Genomic DNA, 16,584 nt, shown 5'->3' on the forward strand with positions numbered 1-16,584 from the left:
GCTTAACGGCCGAGCACCTTGCGACCCAGCTTCCACATGCCGCCCAGGGCCATCGGCACGATGGCCACGCCCACGCCGACCAGCACGATGGTGGTCAGATTTTCGCGGATGATGGGCAAATGACCGAACATATAACCGGCCACGGTCAGCGACAGCACCCACAGCACGGCGCCGGTGATGTTATACAGCTGGAAGCGGGCCTGGGTCATATCCGACACACCGGCCACGAACGGCGCGAAAGTGCGCACCACCGGCACGAAACGGGCCAGGATGATGGTCTTGCCGCCATGGCGCTCGAAGAAATCGTGGGTGCGGCGCAGCGCCTCCTTATTGATCCAGCGGTAATCGTGGGTGAAGACGCGCTGGCCGATGGCCTCGCCGATCCAGTAATTGGTGGTATTGCCCAGCACGGCCGCCGTGATCAGCAGGCCCGCCAGCAAGGCCAGGTTCATTTCGCCCGTGGCGCAGAAGGCGCCGGCGATAAACAGCAGGGTGTCCCCAGGGAAGAAGAACAGCACAACCAGGCCGGTCTCGCAAAAGATAATGGCAAACAGCACCGCATACACCAAAGTGCCGTATTGCGCGATCAGCGTGCCCATCGCCTTGTCGACGTGGACCAGCATGTCCAGAAATTGAACTAAATCCATTAAATAATCCCAAAAGGTTGCGGCGGGAATCATACACCAGCCTTGCAGGCAGAAACGCTCCGGTATCGGATATTTCTTAGCACCGGCGGGGCAAGCCCAAGATATTCCAGTTTACAATTCCTCAACACGGCGCAGCAAGCCGCCGACCACAAGGAGACTGAAGGATGCAGAAAGCACTGAGCGTTTTGACGAAGCGGCCGGGCGCAGCGGCCCTGGCTTTTGTCCTACTAGCTGGCGGCACTGCCGGCGCGGCCGACAAGGAGCTGCCGCCCAAGGCCACGCTGGCCGATGTGATCAAGGCCTCCAAAGCGGCCGACTGGCGGCCGCTCGATCCCGAGAACACCTTATATATGGAGCTGCCGGCCGGACGCGTGGTGATCGAGCTGGCGCCCGCCTTCGCGCCCAAACACGCCGCCAATATCCGCGCCATGGCGCGCGAACACTATTTCGACGGCCTGGCCATCCTGCGCTCCCAGGACAACTGGGTGGTGCAATGGGGCGACCCGGACGAAAAGAATCCCAAGCCGCTGAAAACCGCCCAGGCCAAGCTGGCCGGCGAATTCACCGTCCCGCTGTCCAACGACAAGCATTTCACCCGCCTGCCCGACCGCGACGGCTACGCGCCGCAGGTGGGCCACTCCAACGGCTTCCCGGTCGGGCGCGACCTGAAAAACAAGCAAACCTGGCTGGCGCACTGCTACGGCATGGTCGGCGTCGCGCGCGGCAACGAGTCCGACAGCGGCAACGGCGGCGCCCTGTATGCCGTGATCGGCAACGCCCCGCGCCACCTCGACCGCAATATCACCGTGGTGGGGCGGATCGTCTCCGGCATGTCCCTGCTATCGGTCCTGCCGCGCGGCGCCGGCCCGATGGGCTTTTATGACAAGCCTGAGCAGATGGTCCCGATCAAGGCCGTGCGCCTGGCCGCCGACGTCCCCGAGGCCGAGCGCAGCCGTCTCGAAGTCATGCGCACCGAAACGGCGACCTATGCCGCCGCCGTCGAAGCCCAGCGCAACCGCGGCGGCCCCTGGACCAAGGTCGCCGCCGGCCACATCGACCTGTGCAACGCCCCCCTCCCCGTCCGCGAGCAAACCCCTTGATCTAAATCAGCAAATGTCCAACCCTGGTGTCAGGCACCAGAGGTGGACATTGTTTGCGCAAAATCAAAGAATGTCCGACCTTGGTGCCTGACACCAGGGTGGGACATTGTTTGATCTGGCGCAAACGGTTGAGCGGGCTCATTTATAATGCGGGACATGAACGCGCCTACTCTTCCTCGTCCCATCCGGGCTTTGCCGGACCAGCTTATTTCCCAGATCGCTGCCGGCGAGGTGGTGGAGCGGCCCTCGGCCGTGGTCAAGGAGTTGCTGGAAAACGCGCTCGACGCGGGTTCGTCGCAGATTACCGTGCGCCTGGAAGAAGGCGGGGTCAAGCGTATCTGCATTACCGACAACGGACGCGGCATTCCGCCCGATCAGATGCCGCTCGCACTGGCGCGCCATGCGACCTCGAAAATCGCCAGCCTGGATGACCTGGAAAACGTGGCCACCCTCGGTTTCCGCGGCGAGGCGCTGGCCTCCATCGCGTCAGTGGCGGCCGTGACCCTGACCTCGCGCACGGCCGATGCCGCCCATGCCTGGGAGATCGAGGGTTCGCATAACGGCACGGTGTCACCCTCTTCCGGCGCGCAAGGCACCACGGTCGATGTGCGCGACCTGTATTTCAATACACCGGCGCGGCGCAAATTCCTGAAGTCGGAACAGACCGAATTCGGCCACTGCGCCGAGGTGGTGCGCCGCGTCGCCCTGGCGCGGCCGGACGTGTCGTTCACGCTGTCGCATAACGGCCGCACCGTGGACCACTGGATGGTGGCCGATATGGCCAAGCGCAGCGCCCAGATCCTGGGCGAGAATTTCGCCGAGGCGCGCCTGCCGCTGGACGAGGGCTCGGGCCTGCTGCGCCTGCACGGCTTCGCCGGCCTGCCGACCGCCTCCAAGGCGCGCGCCGATGCCCAGTATTTCTATGTCAACGGCCGCTTCGTGCGCGACAAGCTGCTGGTGCACGCGGTGCGCGCCGCCTACGAGGATGTGCTGCACGGCGACCGCTTCCCATCCTATGTGCTGGCGCTCGACCTGGACCCGGCCCTGGTGGACGTCAACGTGCACCCGTCCAAGATCGAGGTGCGCTTCCGCGACGGCCGCGCCGTGCACCAATTCGTCTTCCACGCGGTGCAGCGCGCCCTGGCCCAGACCTCGGCCACGGCCCACGGCAGCGTGCCTTCGCCGCTGCCGGCGGCCGACACCCTGGCCGGCGGCCCGCTCTGGCGGCCGCAGCAAGCCTCCTTCGGCGCCGAGCTGAATCCGCACTACCAGCCCACGTTCTCGCCCTCGCCTTTCGGCCAGCCCGGCCAGGGCGGCGGCGTGGCCCAGAGCACCGAGCGCTATGGCGCCCTGTTCGGGGGCGAACGGCGCGCCGACGGCCTGGATGGCACGGCCCCGGATGGCAGCGCGGCCCTGAACGGCGGCGGCGGCTTCTCGGCCACGGGCAGCTATGCCATGCCGCAAGCCACGCCGTATATCGCCTCGCCCGCGGTGATGGCGCAGGACGAGGAGTTTCCGCTCGGCTTCGCCCTGGCCCAGCTGCATGGCATCTATATCCTGGCGCAGAACAGCAAGGGCCTGGTGCTGGTGGACATGCACGCCGCCCACGAGCGCATCCTCTACGAGCAATTGAAGACCGCGCTGGACGAGCAGCTCAACGGCGCCGCCATGCAGATCCAGTCGCTGCTGATTCCCGTCACCTTCTACGCCGACGCGGTGGAAGTGGGCACGGTGCAGGAGCATGCCGACACCCTGCAAACCCTGGGCTTCGACATCGCCGCGCTCTCGCCCACCACCCTGGCGGTGCGCTCCGTGCCCGCCCTGCTGAAGAACGCCGACGCGCAAACCCTGGCGCGCGACGTGCTGCGCGATGTGCGCGAATATGGCGGCTCGCGCATGCTGATCGAGCGCCGCAACGAGCTGCTGGGCACCCTGGCCTGCCACACGGCGGTGCGCGCCAACCGCATCCTGACCCAGCCCGAAATGAACGCCCTGCTGCGCCAGATGGAAAGCACCGAGCGCGCCGACCAGTGCAACCATGGCCGTCCCACCTGGGTGCAAGTCGAAATCAGCGCGCTGGACAAGCTGTTCCTGCGCGGCCAATAAGAATACCCGCATCATGAACCACATTACTGGGCGGCCGCTGGCGGTCGCCATCATGGGGCCGACGGCCAGCGGCAAGACCGCCTCGGCCCTGGCCATCGCCGCCCGCATCCCGTCGGAAATCATCTCGGTCGATTCGGCCCTGGTCTATCGCGGCATGGATATCGGCACCGCCAAGCCTTCGCGCGAGGAGCTGGCCGCCGTGCCGCACCACCTGATCGACATCATCGATCCGCTCGACGCCTATTCCGTGGCCCAGTTCCGTACCGACACCTTGCGTCTGGTGGCCGAGATCCAGGCGCGCGGCCGGCTGCCGCTGCTGGTGGGCGGCACCATGCTGTATTTCAAGGGCCTCAACGATGGCCTGGACGAGCTGCCCGGCGCCGACCCGGCCCTGCGCGCCCGGCTGGAAGACGAAGCCGCCCGCCTCGGCTGGCCCGCCATGCACGCCCGCCTGGCCGCGCTCGACGCGGAAACGGCGGCCCGCCTGAAGCCGAACGACGCCCAGCGCATCCAGCGCGCGCTGGAAGTCATTGAACTCAGCGGCCAGCCGATGTCGGCCCTGCTGGCCCAGCGCGAAAAGACCGAGCTGCCGTTCGAGCTGCTGGCGCTGGCCTTGGAACCATCCGAGCGCAGCGTGCTGCACGCCCGTATCGCGCAGCGCTTCGACCTGATGCTGGACGCGCCGGACGGCGGCCTGCTGGCCGAAGTCGAAGCGCTACGCCGGCGCGGCGACCTGCATCCCGGCCTGCCTTCGATGCGCTGCGTCGGCTACCGCCAAGCCTGGGACTATCTGGATGGGCGCACCGATTACGCCACCCTGCGCGAAACCGGCATCATCGCCACCCGCCAGCTGGCCAAGCGCCAGCTGACCTGGCTGCGCGCCATGCCGGAGCGCAGCGTCATCGACTGTCTGGCGCCGGATGCGGCCGGCCAGCTGCTGGCGCGGGTCGAAGCGGCCCTCGCCGCGCGCGCCGCCTAAGCGGAAAAGCGCCTAATCATAGCGAAATTGCCACTTCCCACCATTTTTTCACGATGCTGTAAAAAACTTGTGGCAGTTTCCTTGACAGAGTCCGGCCCAAGCCCGATAATGCTTGCCGTTGCGGTGATATAGCTCAGTTGGTTAGAGCATAGCATTCATAATGCTAGGGTCGTTGGTTCAAGTCCAACTATCACCACCACCCGAATTAAGCGAAGAAGGCCTGAACTGGAAACAGTTCAGGCCTTTTTTGTTTTCCAAGACCACCGCGCCATACCACCCTCACCGCCTCCCCATACCAGAGCAGTACCAATAAAGCGCGAAATCCGCATATTTACACACCAATTCTGACTACCTCTGGCGGAATAGTGTCATAATGACAGCGTTTTGCGTACAAATTCCACAACAATGCAAAAAATAATTTCAAGTGGTAGCATTTTGGTATTTAAAATAACGTATATTGGTATGAGTGGTGCAGTTGAAGTACTGAAGTACTCATACGTAAGTAAGCAAGTAAGAAGCCCATCACCTTGGAGAGAGTAATGAAGTTCGATCAGAAACAAGCAAACCGCCTGACCCCGGCCGCCCTGGCCGTCGGCCTGCTTATCGTGAGCATTTCCGCGCCCGCGTTTGCCCAAGATGCCAAGACCGATCCATCCAGCGTTGTGACCGTGACCGGCGTGCGCGCCGCCCTGGAGCAGTCGCTCAAGCAAAAACGTAATGCCGACTCCGTGGTCGAGGTGGTGACGGCGGAAGACATCGGCAAGATGCCCGACAAGAACGTGGCCGACGCCATCCAGCGTCTGCCAGGCGTGAACATTCAATCCTCCGCGGGTGGTGAAGGCGGCTTCGGCGAAAACGACCGCGTCAGCCTGCGCGGCACCAGCCCCAGCCTGCAGCAAACCCTGTTCAACGGCCATGCCATCAGCACCGGCGACTGGTTCGTGCTGAACCAGGTCGGCGGCAGCGTCGGCCGTTCCAGCAGCTTCTCGCTGCTGCCATCGGAGCTGGTCGGCTCCATCGTCGTGCACAAGAGCGCGACCGCCGACCTGGTCGAAGGCGGCGTGTCCGGCGCGATCAACGTCATTACCCGCCGTCCGCTGGACTTCCGCAAACAGCTGACCGTGGAAGCGTCGGTGCAGGCGACCCGCAACGATCTGGCCGACAAGACCAAGCCGCAGCTGTCGGCCATGGTCAACTGGAAGAACGATGCCGGCACCGCCGGCATGCTGGTCCAAGCCTTCTCCGAGAAAACCTCGGTGCGCCGCGACGGCCAGGAAATCCTGGGCTATTCCAATATCGAAGCGACCAGCGCGGCGGCCAAGGCCAACCCAAGCCTGGCCGGCGTGCGCGTGCCGACCTTCATCGGCGCCTCACTGTTCGAGCAGGTGAAAAAACGCGAAGGCGGCGCCTTCGACTTCGAGATCCGTCCGACCAAGGAACTGACCCTGGACGTGAACGGCTTCTACTCCAAGCTGAGCGCCCCGCACCAGAACACCAACTGGCTGGCCGCGCCGGGCAATTCGATCAACCGCGACGGCCTGCTGGTGAAAAATCCGGTGATCCAGAACGGCACCCTGGTGTCGGCGGCCTTCGACAAGAACTCGGGCGAAGTCGACAATATCTACCGTCCTAACGCCGGCGGCAAATCCTGGTACGCCGACTTCAACTTCCGCTACCGCGCCACCAAGGACTTCACCGTCAGCGGCAAGGCCGGCCGCACCAATGGTGTGGGTTACGACCGCGACGACGTCTACTACCAAAACAATGTCGACGGCGGCATGACCTATGCGCTGAACGGTTTGAGCCCGGCATCCGTGTCCTACCCGGGCGGCGTCACCAACAAGCCGGGCAGCACCGCCTGGGCCGGCGGCGGCGAATCGCAATCGGTGGACAAGGAAAAATACTTCCAGCTCGACGGCGAGCTGCGTCTGAGCCAAGGCATCTGGGATTCCGTGAAATTCGGCGTGCGCGGCACCGACCACACCCGTAGCGCGGAACACCCGCTGGAAGTGCGTCCGGGCGCGCTGGGCTTTAGCAATCCTGGTCCAACCTGGAGCGGCCAGATGTACCCGAGCGACTTTGCCCATTCGATTGGCGGCAACCTGAGCTCGAACTACTTCAAGTATGACGGCGCCGCCCTGGGCGCCTGGGGCGCCACGCCAGGCAACCGCCTGATGGACCCGGTCCGCCGCCACAACTGGACCGACGAGTTCAAGCTGCAGGAAAAAACCTCGGCCGTCTACGCCATGGCCAATCTGGCCGGCGACAACTGGAGCGGCAACTTCGGTGTGCGCGCCATCCACACCAAGCAAAGCACCCTGGTCAACTCGGCCGGCGGCGTGACGCCGATCACCGGTTCCGATTGGGGTCCTTACAGCCAGACCCAGTTCGAGCGCACCTACAACGACTACCTGCCAAGCGCCAACATCAAGTATGACGTGAGCCAGGATCTGGTGGTGCGTGCCGCCATCGCCCGCACCATGGCGCGTCCCGACTACAGCGCGCTGGGCGGTTCGGTCTCGCTGAACGACGACGCGCTGAGCGGCCAGGGCGGCAATGCCAAGCTGGACCCGATCCGTTCCAACAACTTTGAAGTCAGCGCCGAATGGTACTTCGCGCCGAAATCCTCGATCACGGCCGGCCTGTTCTACATGGACTTGAAGTCGATCGTGTCGCAAGGCACCAGCAGCGGCACCTACTACAACACCAAGCAGAACAAGCAGACGGTGTACCAGATCACCTCACCGTTCAATACCTCGGGCAAGAACAAGGGTATCGAGCTGAGCTACCAGCAACCGCTGTTCGGCAACTTCGGCACCCTGATCAACTACACCTATGCCGATGGCAAGCTGGCCGATGGTGGCGAGCTGATCAACTCGTCGAAAAACACGTACAACCTGACGGGCTACTATGAAGACGAGCGCTTCAGCGCGCGTCTGGCCTACAACTACCGCTCGACCTACAAGGCCGGCGTGGACCGTGGCGCCAGCCAGCACGTGAAAGGCATGGGCAACCTGGCCGCTTCGCTGAACTACAAGATCAACGAGCAGCTGACCGTGACCTTCGATGCGCTGAACCTGAACAACGCCACCATCAAGATGTTCGCCGAGACCAAGGAACAGCCGCGCGCCTTCTACTCGAACGGCCGCACCTTCTACCTGGGCCTGCGCGGCAAACTGTAAGCCGCCCAGCGCTCTACCTTCTCTCTTGTAGTGCCTTCACCCGGACCCTTGTGGTCCGGGTATTTTTTTATCCCTCCCCTTTGCGCCAAATCAAACAATGTCCCACCCTGGTGTCAGGCACCACGGTCGGACATTTGCTGATATAGATCAAAGAATGTCCACCTCTGGTGCCTGACACCAGGGTGGGACATTTGCTGATTTAGATCAAACGGGGCTTAGGCGGGATGCAGGGTGCCGTCGATGAGGCGGGTCAGGCCGAGGGGGTTGGCGCTGGACAGGGCGGGCGGCAGCAGCTCGGCGGGAACGTCCTGGTAGCAGACGGGACGCAGGAAGCGGTCGATGGCGCTGGCGCCGACCGAGGTGCTGCGCGGGTCGGACGTCGAGGGGAAGGGGCCACCGTGGACCATGGCGTGCGCCACTTCGACACCGGTCGGGAAGCCGTTGAACAGGATGCGGCCTGCCTTGCGTTCGAGCACCGGCAACAGGCGCGCGGCCAAGTCGCGGTCGCCGGCGCGCGCGTGCAGGGTGGCGCTGAGCTGGCCTTCCACATGCTCGGCGATGCGCAGCAAGTCGTCCGCGTCGCGGCAGCGTACCAGCAGGGAGCTGGGGCCGAAGTTTTCGTCTTCCAGCGCGGCGGTGCGCAGGAAGGTGTCGGCGTCGCATTGGTAGACGGCGGCTTGGGCGGCGCAGGCGCCGGGGCCGGGCTGGCCTTGGGCCAGCAGTTGCACGCCGTTCTGGCCGGCCAGGCGCTCCACGCCAGCGGTATAGGACTGGTGGATGCCCGGCGTCAGCATTGTGCTGCCGACCTTGGCCGGCAGGGCCGCGGCCACGGCGGCGGCGAATTGCGCCAGCTCGGGGCTGTCGATGCCCAGCAGCAAGCCGGGATTGGTGCAGAACTGGCCGGAACCCAGGGTCAGCGAGTCGACATAGGCTTGCGCCAGCTTGGCGGCGTCGTCGGCCAGGGCGCCGGGCAGCAGGAACACCGGGTTGATGCTGGCCATTTCCGCGTACACGGGAATCGGTTCCTTGCGCTGGGCGGCGATGCGCATCAGGGCCAGGCCGCCGTGGCGCGAGCCGGTGAAGCCGACGGACTTGATGGCGGGGTGGCTGACCAGATCCTGGCCGATCTGCACGCCGGCGCCGATCAGCATGGAGAACACGCCTTCCGGCATGGCGCAGCCGATGGCGGCTTTTTGCACGGCCTTGGCCACCAGTTCGGAAGTGCCGAGGTGGGCCGGGTGAGCCTTGACCACCACCGGGCAGCCGGCGGCCAGCGCGGAGGCGGTGTCGCCGCCCGCGACCGAGAAAGCGAGCGGGAAGTTGCTGGCGCCGAAGACGGCGACCGGGCCAACGGCGATCTTGCGCAGGCGCAGGTCGGCGCGTGGCGGCACGCGTTGCGGCAGGGCCGCGTCGAGCGTGGCGCCGATCCAGTGGCCGTCGCGCACCACCTTGGCGAACAGGCGCAGCTGATTGACAGTGCGGCCGCGCTCGCCTTCCAGGCGCGCTTGCGGCAAGCCCGATTCGGCCATGGCGCGTTCGATCAGGGCCGGGCCGAGGTCGAGGATGTTTTGGGCGATCGCTTCCAGGAAGCGGGCGCGCTCTTCGAGGCCGGTTTCGCGGTAGGCGTCGAAAGCGCCGGCGGCCAGCGCGCAAGCGCGTTCCAGCTCGGCGCGGCTGGCCAGGCCGAAGCCCGGTTCGATCTCGGCATTGCGCGCCGGATCGACCGCCTTGATAAACCCTTCCCTGCCCATTACTGCCTGGTGTCCGATGATCATCTCGCCGGCAATCTGCATCGCTTCCTCTCCTTTATTATTCGGCGCCGGATGGCGCGGTTGGCTTATGAATACCGCGGAAGGATACACCGAAACGCCGGCCACGCGGCGGGAGGACGCGGCGGCGGCGGCCCGTCCAGGGCCCGCGGCTAGCGGGATGCTAGGCCGTGGCGGCGAGCCGGGCGAAGGCTTGGCGGATTTCTTCGGCGCTGCCAGGGCGCACCAGGCGCGCCACTTCCTGGCCGTCGCGCAGGAAGACCAGGGTCGGCCACAGCTTGACACGGAAGGAACGGCCCAGCGCGCGGCCGGGGCCATCTTCCACCTTGATGTGCGGCACGGCGGCATGGCCGGCATAGGCTTCGGCCAGCAGCGGCTGGGCGGCGCGGCAGTAGCCGCACCAGTTGGCGCCGAACTCCAGCAGGGCCGGGCCGCGCAGCGCGTCGACCTCGGCGCGGGCGGGCGCGGCGGCGTGATACAGCTGTTCCATAAGTCTGTCCTCCTGGCGCCACCTTAGCACGCCGGCGCCAGGCCTGCAGGCGCGCTTACTTGCCTTTGAATTTGGCGCAGGGATCGGGCCGCTGCACGGCCTCGACCTGGCGCAGCTGGTCGAACTGGCCGGCGCCGGCCTTGCCTTCGGCGTAAGCGATGCTGGTCCAGGTCAGCTTGGGCTGGACGGCGTCCAGCCAGCGCGGCACGCCGATATCGCGCCGCACATGGCCATTGCCGGCGATCAGCACCACATCGCGCGGGCTTTGCGCGCGCACCAGCTTGGCCATCCAGATATCGCGCGCCACCTGGGCGTTGACCATGCCGGGCACCATGCTGTCGGGCAGCATATTGCAGTGGCCAGTACGGATTTCCGCCTCCTGGCCTTGGACGATATCGGCCGGCAGCGCCTCGTTGAGGCGGTAGGCGGCCACGGTCGGCGCGTCAAACGAGGACGCCACGCCGTCGCGCACCACTTTCGAGGCATCGCCGCGCGAGAGGTTGGCGGCGATCAGCGGCAGCTTGTTGTTCAGCGCCAGCTCGATGATGGGGTGGTAGAGCTGCCAGTCCCAGCGCGGCCCCTTCATCACGCGGATCACGCAGTTGGCGTCCAGGCAGCCCTTTTGCGCCTCGTCCAGCAAGGCTTGCTGTTCGCGGTCGAACTGCTCCATGGCGATGGCCGGGCGCCAGCCCGCCGCCACGCGTTTGCGCAATTCCTCGTAGCGCAGCTTGTGGCCCTGGGGATTGTCATGCACTTCCCCCAGCAGCAGGACTTGCGGATTGGCGGACGCGGCGACCGGTTCAGGTTTTTTCTTGAAGCTGCCGCAACCGGCCAGCACAAGGCCCGCCAGCAGCAGGCCCACGGTGGAGGATTTCATCATGCGTGAATAAGGGAGTCGAAAGCCCCCAGTCTAGCGCAAAAACCGGCGCCAACGGCCGAGTCCGTGTCCACCCTGGTGCCTGGCACCAGGGTGGACACGGACTCAGCCGTTGTGGAGGCTTACAGGCCGCAGACGGCGTGGATGTTGGAGAAGGAGATGCCGCTGGCGATGGCGCGGCCGATGCAGCCGACCTTGCGCCCGCCGCCGTCAGACAGGGCAAAGCCGGCCAGCACTAAAACCACCAGCACGCTGCCCAGGATCAGCAGGCCGCGAAAATGGTCGTTCTTCTTTTTCATATTTCCACATGGCAATTTTTCAAAGCGCCATTGTAGCCCGCCGTTAGCTTTCAGGCAATCGTCACAGACTGTATTCGAAGGAGTAGAAATGCTTGCCGTTTTCAATCTTGATATCGAGTTTGCCGCTGATGCCCTTCAGCTCGCCCGTGCCGGAGTCGGGCGCGACGAAGATCTGCAAGCCGTCGTGCGGCCCGCCCATGACGCCGCGGTGCACCAGGGTAAAGCTGCCGCTGCGGCCGTGCAGCGTGCCCTCCACTCTTTCCACCGCCACATAAATGGCCGAACCGGGCACCGAGCCCATATAGCTGAGGAATTCGCCGCGTCCGCTGGCATCCAGCACGCCGTGGTAGCGCTTGTCCAGATGCATGCGGCCGATGCCGCTGCCCTCGCTGACCTGGGACAGGGCTTCGGGCGCCATCTTCACGTCGAATTCACCGTTTGCAATTGCCATGCTTCCCTCCGTGTTTTTGATTGAATGTGGGCGCCGGCGCTAAGCTTCGCGCGCCAGCGCGTGCAGCTTGCTGATGGTTCCCCAGTTGCGCGTGGTGACGGCGTCGCCCAGGATCTTGCCCATGGCCGCCGCCGCGCGGCTGGCCAGCACGCCGTCGGCGCACCAGATATAGGCGGCCCAGCGGCCCAGGGCGAACGCTTCCGGCTGCCAGTCCTGGTGCAGCAGCGGCTCCAGGCGCGCGCGGTCGGCCGGCTGGTTCAGCACGGCCACCAGCAGGCGCGCGGGATCGTCCGCCTGCGCCTGCAAACTATTGTCCTCGACGATGGCGTCGAGCTGTTCGGCGTCGAGCACGGTGACGCGCGCGCCCACGCCCAGCTTCAGCACCAAGGCTTCCTCCATGCGCGTGGCGACGTCGCGCGGCGCCTGGCTGGCGCTGAAGACCACATTGCCGCTATTGAGCAGGGTGCGCACATCGCTGAATCCCAACTCGCCCAGCAGCTTGCGCAGATCGGCCATGGCGACGCGTTTGGCGCGCCCGACATTGATGCCTCGCAGCAGGGCAATCTGGCGGCGTTCGCTCATCTTGATCCTCCTTGTTCTGGCGACAGTATGCGGCAGCGGCGCCAAGGCGGGCGCTCGCCTGCCTCTCAGGCATGCAGCGGCGCGTCGGCGTGCGGTTCATCGCTGTCCTCGTGGGACGGCGTGATGCGCGGAATGCGCAGCACGAAGCTGGCGCCCTGCCCCAGCGTGCTGCTGACGGTGATGGTGCCGCCGAACTGCTTGGCAATCAGGTTGAAGACGATGTTCAAGCCCAGCCCCGTGCCGCCCTGGCCGCGGCGCGTGGTGACGAAGGGGTCGAACACGCGGTCCAGCATCTCGGGCGCGATGCCCTTGCCATTGTCGGTCACGGCCATCTCGATGATGTCGCCGTCGAGGCGCACGCGGATCTGGATCAAGCCTTCCATCTGCGGGTCGAAGGCGTGCTCCACGCAATTCAGCGTGAGGTTGGTGATGACCTGGGCCAGGGCGCCGGGGTAGCTGTCGAGCACGATGTCCTGCGGGCATTCGATGCTGACGGCGATATGCGATTTCTTCAGCTTGGGCTGCAGGCTGGCCACCACCTCGCCGATGTATTCCTGCAGCTCGAAGCGGCGCCGCGCCTCGCTGACCTGGTCGACGGCGATCTGCTTGAAGCTGTGGATCAGGTGGGCGGCGCGGTAGCAGTTGTTCATCACCAGGGTGGTGCTTTCGCCGGCCGTGTCGATGTATTTGAGGATGTCGGATTTCTTCACCGCGCCCGCTTCGACCGACTGGCGCACCTGCTCGGTGGCGTCGCGCAGCACCGAGGCGCTGGTCAGCGCGATGCCGACCGGGGTATTGATTTCGTGGGCCACGCCGGCCACCAGGCCGCCCAGCGACGCCAGGCGCTCGGCCTGCAGCAGCGATTCCTGGGTGCGGCGCAGATCGTCCAGCGCGTGCGCCGTTTCCTGCGCCGCGCGGCGCGCTTCGTCCTCGGCCTCGCGCGTGCGGCGGATGATGGACTTGACCTTGCGCTGGATGGCGTTGAAGCCGCGGATCACGTCGCCCAGTTCGTCGCGCCGCTTTTCCGGCAGCTCTTCCACCTCGTCGCTGCCGCGCGTGGCCAGTTCGGACAGGCCGTCGCGCAGCTGCTTGAGCGGCTCGAACACGATGCGCAGGCTGAGCGCCAGCGCCACCACCAGGATCAGGTCGAGCAGCAGCACCTCGATCACCTTGCGCCGGATTTCGGCGGCCAGGGTGGCGTCGATCTGCTCGCGGCTGAAGTTGACGACCACGCGGCCGACGATCACCGGTTTCAGGCTGCCGGCGGCGCCGGCGTCGCGGTAAGCCAGGTCGGCCACCACGGGCGAGCCGCCGATGGCGCGCTCGTTTTCGACATTGACGGCCGTGCCGTCGGGACGGCGCACCTTGCCCGAGAACAGGCCGACCGAGGTATCGTAGACGCGGATGGCGACCAGCTCGGGCGGCAGCATTTCGGCCGCCACGATATTGTCCACCTTGGCCTTGTCCAGGTCCCACAGCGCCGAGGGCAGGCTGGTTTGCAGACGGGTCAGCACGCCTTCGCGCAAGCGCTGATTGCTCACTTCGAGCTCCTGGCCCAGGCTGATCTGGGCATAGGTGCCGGAAATGCCCAACACCACGGTCACGATGACCACAAACAGGGCTGTCAGGCGGCCTTGAATTCCGTACATCTAAGCTGTCCTCCCGTTGCCGGCGCAAGCTTGCATTCGCTCTTGTCCCACCAATGTACGGTATGGCCTGCCTCTTGGCAAGATTTTAGCGCGGGCGCGCACGCGGACGGGACAGACATTGCAACCCCGCAATGGTAAGATCGCACTGTAGAAACACGGAGGAGCCATGACGGCAAGTTACCAACACCTGGCGCTGGCGGACGTGCAGCCGGGGATGATCCTGTCCGACGAATTGCTGGACGTGCAAGGCTATGTGCTGCTGCCGCAAGGCACGGTGCTGACCGAAGCCATGATCGCCCTGATGCCGCGCCACGGCATTGCCAGCCTGCCGATCCGCCTGGACGGTCCCAGCGCCGCCGAGGAAGCGGCCAGCCGCCAACACCATGAAGCGCGCCTGAACCACCTGTTCCGCCGCCACGATCCCGACGCGCCGCAGGACTGGGCGCGCGGCGTGCTGCGCCGCTTCGTCGCCGATTTCCGCCTCGGCATGGAGCAGGCGCCATGAACCCGCTCAGTTACGACGATGTGGTGACCCAGCTCGACGACCTGCCTTCGCTGCCGGCCGTGGTGATGGAGCTGCTGAATAGCATCGACCAGGAAGACATCGATATCTCGGTGCTGGCCAAGAAGGTCTCGCACGACCAGGCGCTGACGGCCAAGACCCTGCGCCTGGCCAATTCCTCGCTGTACGGGCTGCAGGTGAAGGTCACCACCATCCACCAGGCCATCACCTATCTGGGTTTCCAGACCACGCGCAACCTGATCACGGCGGCCGCCGTCACCGGCTGCTTCGCCGAGGGCGCCTGCGCCGGTTTCGACCACAAGGCCTTCTGGCGCCATTCGATCGCCAGCGCCGCCTGCGCCAAGGTGCTGGCGCGCCATATGCGCTTCAACCAGGATTACGCGTTTACCGCCGGCCTGCTGCACGATATCGGCCGCCTGGTGCTAGTGTCGAGTTTCCCGCAGCGCTATGAGGAAGTGCTGGCCTGGCGCGCCGAACACGATTGCCATCTGCTGGAGGCCGAACGCGCCGTGCTCGGCATCGACCATGTGGAGGCCGGCCTGGCGCTGGCCGAACATTGGAATTTTTCCGATACGATGCGGCTGGCCATCGGCGGCCACCACGACCCGGAAGCGCCGGGCGCGGGCTTTTTGGCGGCCATCATCCACGTGGCCGACGCCATCGTGCATGCGCTCGATCTGGCGCAGGCCGAAGACGATCTGGTGCCGCCGGTGTCGGCCGTGGCCTGGCAGGCCTTGGCCATCGATGAAGACAGCTATATGCACATCTTCCGCGAAACCGAGCTGCAATACGAAGAAATCTCGATGGTGCTGCTGGCCTGACCGGCGCCAGCAGCACCACCGGCAGCGGCTTGCTCAGTGGGCATAGTTGCCGCCGGCGCCGCCCTCGCTGGCCTTGGCCTGGGCAGCCAGCTTGTCTTCCGGCTTCGGCCGGCCCTGGGCGTCGGACAGGCGGTACTTGGTGCGGCGGTCGCCCATCAGGTCGCGCAGGTCGCGGATGCTCATGCCGGTCACTTCATGCATGCGGATCAGCAGCGAGGCGCCCACCGGCAAGCGGTGGTGGCGGATCTTGCTGATGACCGGCGGCGCCACTTCAAGCAGGCGCGACAGCGCAGCGTCATTCTTGAGCTGCATCTTGCCCAGCAAAATATCGAGCAAGTGGTTGGGGTTGTAACTATCCTGGGATGCAAGTGCGTGGTGTGCCATGATGTTCCTCGTCTCTATGTGGTTACTGAAATAAATCTGCTCCGAACTTGGCAAGACGCGACTGCCGTCAAGAAGTTGCAGAACGAGTTACGCCGGGAAAAACTGGCGCAGGGGCCAGGGCTTAAGCGAAATTGCTCTACCGGCAATCTTATGCCCAAACCGGGTGGCTCCAGCCAAGCAGTGCCGCACAGACATTGTTCTAGCTCAATAATGCGCTAGAAAACTTGGCAACAATGCTATTTCAACACATGGGGGCGGTTTGCGGCGCACGCAAGAAACCGGAAAGAAACTGTTACAAACTGGCAGTCCGGCTTGCTCGCCGGACCGGGGTGAAGGGAAGAAAGCGCTGTAGCTATAGGGAAAGATTCACACCACTTCGTTGACGCGGCTGCCCGGCGCGGGCGCCGGCGGCTGGTTGTTTTGGGACTGCAATTGCTGGCGCGTCAGGAAATCGCGCTGCTGGGCCGCCTCCGCATCGGAGGTTTGCTGGGCCTGGCGCCGCGCCACATTCTGCTGCTCGGTGCGGGCCACATCGGCTTCGCGCCGGGCCTGGTCCTGCTCGGCCAGGCGCGCCTGCTCGACGCGGCGCTCGGCGGCGGCATTATTGACCTGCTGTACATAGGCGCCGGAACTGACGCCCGCTATCGCACTCACTGCCATGGCAACCTCCGCCGGATAGATCAAGCTTCTTCAATTTAGGGCGCGCTTGCCCGGAATGCAAGGCC

Annotated in this window: 16 protein-coding genes and 1 tRNA gene; 7 read left to right on the top strand and 10 right to left on the bottom strand. The window is 65.1% G+C overall.

Features of this window, described 5'->3' with window-relative positions:
• Positions 1–2: 2 nt before the first annotated feature.
• Positions 3–647, bottom strand: coding sequence for a VTT domain-containing protein (locus tag FHS03_RS17565; RefSeq protein ID WP_183442250.1), 645 nt, complete (start codon positions 645–647; stop codon positions 3–5).
• Positions 648–811: 164 nt separating this feature from the next.
• Between FHS03_RS17565 and FHS03_RS17570 the strand changes: the two genes are divergently transcribed.
• From FHS03_RS17570 to FHS03_RS17590, 5 genes are all read left to right on the top strand, one after another.
• On the top strand, positions 812–1,747 hold the full coding sequence (locus FHS03_RS17570; protein WP_183442251.1) for a peptidylprolyl isomerase: 936 nt from the start codon (positions 812–814) through the stop codon (positions 1,745–1,747).
• Between the two features lie 156 nt (positions 1,748–1,903).
• Complete coding sequence (mutL, locus tag FHS03_RS17575; RefSeq protein ID WP_183442252.1) at positions 1,904–3,853, top strand: DNA mismatch repair endonuclease MutL; 1,950 nt, start codon at positions 1,904–1,906, stop codon at positions 3,851–3,853.
• Between the two features lie 13 nt (positions 3,854–3,866).
• The gene (gene miaA / locus FHS03_RS17580) at positions 3,867–4,832 is read left to right on the top strand and encodes a tRNA (adenosine(37)-N6)-dimethylallyltransferase MiaA (RefSeq protein ID WP_183442253.1); all 966 of its coding nucleotides are present in this window, start codon (positions 3,867–3,869) and stop codon (positions 4,830–4,832) included.
• Positions 4,833–4,954: 122 nt separating this feature from the next.
• Positions 4,955–5,031, top strand: a tRNA-Met gene (locus tag FHS03_RS17585).
• Between the two features lie 340 nt (positions 5,032–5,371).
• A complete protein-coding gene (locus FHS03_RS17590; RefSeq protein ID WP_183442254.1) occupies positions 5,372–8,014 on the top strand; it encodes a TonB-dependent receptor in 2,643 nt (880 codons plus the stop codon).
• 215 nt (positions 8,015–8,229) lie between these two features.
• Here the strand turns inward: FHS03_RS17590 and FHS03_RS17595 are convergent, their stop codons facing one another.
• The 7 genes from FHS03_RS17595 to FHS03_RS17625 all read right to left on the bottom strand — a co-directional run bounded on the left by FHS03_RS17595 (position 8,230) and on the right by FHS03_RS17625 (position 14,131).
• Positions 8,230–9,807: an aldehyde dehydrogenase (NADP(+)) gene (locus FHS03_RS17595; protein ID WP_183442255.1), complete on the bottom strand. Its 1,578-nt coding sequence runs from the start codon at positions 9,805–9,807 to the stop codon at positions 8,230–8,232.
• A 139-nt stretch (positions 9,808–9,946) separates the two neighbouring features.
• Positions 9,947–10,273: a thioredoxin family protein gene (locus tag FHS03_RS17600; protein WP_183442256.1), complete on the bottom strand. Its 327-nt coding sequence runs from the start codon at positions 10,271–10,273 to the stop codon at positions 9,947–9,949.
• Between the two features lie 55 nt (positions 10,274–10,328).
• Positions 10,329–11,153 carry a ChaN family lipoprotein gene (locus FHS03_RS17605; protein ID WP_183442257.1) on the bottom strand — a complete coding sequence of 275 codons (825 nt, stop codon included), beginning with the start codon at positions 11,151–11,153 and terminating at the stop codon, positions 10,329–10,331.
• A gap of 119 nt (positions 11,154–11,272) precedes the next feature.
• Complete coding sequence (locus FHS03_RS17610; protein ID WP_183442258.1) at positions 11,273–11,449, bottom strand: hypothetical protein; 177 nt, start codon at positions 11,447–11,449, stop codon at positions 11,273–11,275.
• A gap of 61 nt (positions 11,450–11,510) precedes the next feature.
• A complete protein-coding gene (locus tag FHS03_RS17615; protein WP_050411610.1) occupies positions 11,511–11,900 on the bottom strand; it encodes a DUF3224 domain-containing protein in 390 nt (129 codons plus the stop codon).
• A 39-nt stretch (positions 11,901–11,939) separates the two neighbouring features.
• On the bottom strand, positions 11,940–12,482 hold the full coding sequence (locus tag FHS03_RS17620; RefSeq protein ID WP_183442259.1) for a DUF1697 domain-containing protein: 543 nt from the start codon (positions 12,480–12,482) through the stop codon (positions 11,940–11,942).
• Between the two features lie 65 nt (positions 12,483–12,547).
• Entirely contained in the window at positions 12,548–14,131 is a 1,584-nt protein-coding gene (locus FHS03_RS17625) for a sensor histidine kinase (protein WP_183442260.1), read from the bottom strand.
• 166 nt (positions 14,132–14,297) lie between these two features.
• Here FHS03_RS17625 and FHS03_RS17630 point away from each other — a divergent pair, with 166 nt between their 5' ends.
• Positions 14,298–14,636 carry a hypothetical protein gene (locus tag FHS03_RS17630; protein WP_183442261.1) on the top strand — a complete coding sequence of 113 codons (339 nt, stop codon included), beginning with the start codon at positions 14,298–14,300 and terminating at the stop codon, positions 14,634–14,636.
• Complete coding sequence (locus tag FHS03_RS17635) at positions 14,633–15,475, top strand: HDOD domain-containing protein (RefSeq protein WP_183442262.1); 843 nt, start codon at positions 14,633–14,635, stop codon at positions 15,473–15,475. The genes FHS03_RS17630 and FHS03_RS17635 overlap by 4 nt, the downstream gene beginning before the upstream one ends.
• Positions 15,476–15,508: 33 nt before the next feature.
• On the opposite strand, the gene FHS03_RS17640 is transcribed toward FHS03_RS17635, so the two are convergent.
• A complete protein-coding gene (locus tag FHS03_RS17640) occupies positions 15,509–15,859 on the bottom strand; it encodes a hypothetical protein (RefSeq protein ID WP_176347212.1) in 351 nt (116 codons plus the stop codon).
• Between the two features lie 366 nt (positions 15,860–16,225).
• Positions 16,226–16,519, bottom strand: a complete 294-nt coding sequence (locus FHS03_RS17645) for a hypothetical protein (RefSeq protein WP_183442263.1) — start codon at positions 16,517–16,519, stop codon at positions 16,226–16,228.
• Positions 16,520–16,584: the final 65 nt, after the last annotated feature.

This window comes from Pseudoduganella violacea (assembly GCF_014191875.1).
In the GTDB taxonomy this organism is placed as follows: Bacteria; Pseudomonadota; Gammaproteobacteria; order Burkholderiales; family Burkholderiaceae_D; genus Rugamonas; species Rugamonas violacea_A.

Coding starts and splice junctions, on each gene's coding strand:
- FHS03_RS17620 (WP_183442259.1), bottom strand. CDS start 12,482: ATGAGCGAACGCCGCCAGATTGCCCTGCTGCGAGGCATCAATGTCGGG.
- mutL (WP_183442252.1), top strand. CDS start 1,904: ATGAACGCGCCTACTCTTCCTCGTCCCATCCGGGCTTTGCCGGACCAG.
- FHS03_RS17635 (WP_183442262.1), top strand. CDS start 14,633: ATGAACCCGCTCAGTTACGACGATGTGGTGACCCAGCTCGACGACCTG.
- FHS03_RS17600 (WP_183442256.1), bottom strand. CDS start 10,273: ATGGAACAGCTGTATCACGCCGCCGCGCCCGCCCGCGCCGAGGTCGAC.
- FHS03_RS17595 (WP_183442255.1), bottom strand. CDS start 9,807: ATGCAGATTGCCGGCGAGATGATCATCGGACACCAGGCAGTAATGGGC.
- miaA (WP_183442253.1), top strand. CDS start 3,867: ATGAACCACATTACTGGGCGGCCGCTGGCGGTCGCCATCATGGGGCCG.
- FHS03_RS17615 (WP_050411610.1), bottom strand. CDS start 11,900: ATGGCAATTGCAAACGGTGAATTCGACGTGAAGATGGCGCCCGAAGCC.
- FHS03_RS17590 (WP_183442254.1), top strand. CDS start 5,372: ATGAAGTTCGATCAGAAACAAGCAAACCGCCTGACCCCGGCCGCCCTG.
- FHS03_RS17570 (WP_183442251.1), top strand. CDS start 812: ATGCAGAAAGCACTGAGCGTTTTGACGAAGCGGCCGGGCGCAGCGGCC.
- FHS03_RS17565 (WP_183442250.1), bottom strand. CDS start 647: ATGGATTTAGTTCAATTTCTGGACATGCTGGTCCACGTCGACAAGGCG.
- FHS03_RS17625 (WP_183442260.1), bottom strand. CDS start 14,131: ATGTACGGAATTCAAGGCCGCCTGACAGCCCTGTTTGTGGTCATCGTG.
- FHS03_RS17640 (WP_176347212.1), bottom strand. CDS start 15,859: ATGGCACACCACGCACTTGCATCCCAGGATAGTTACAACCCCAACCAC.
- FHS03_RS17605 (WP_183442257.1), bottom strand. CDS start 11,153: ATGATGAAATCCTCCACCGTGGGCCTGCTGCTGGCGGGCCTTGTGCTG.
- FHS03_RS17645 (WP_183442263.1), bottom strand. CDS start 16,519: ATGGCAGTGAGTGCGATAGCGGGCGTCAGTTCCGGCGCCTATGTACAG.
- FHS03_RS17630 (WP_183442261.1), top strand. CDS start 14,298: ATGACGGCAAGTTACCAACACCTGGCGCTGGCGGACGTGCAGCCGGGG.
- FHS03_RS17610 (WP_183442258.1), bottom strand. CDS start 11,449: ATGAAAAAGAAGAACGACCATTTTCGCGGCCTGCTGATCCTGGGCAGC.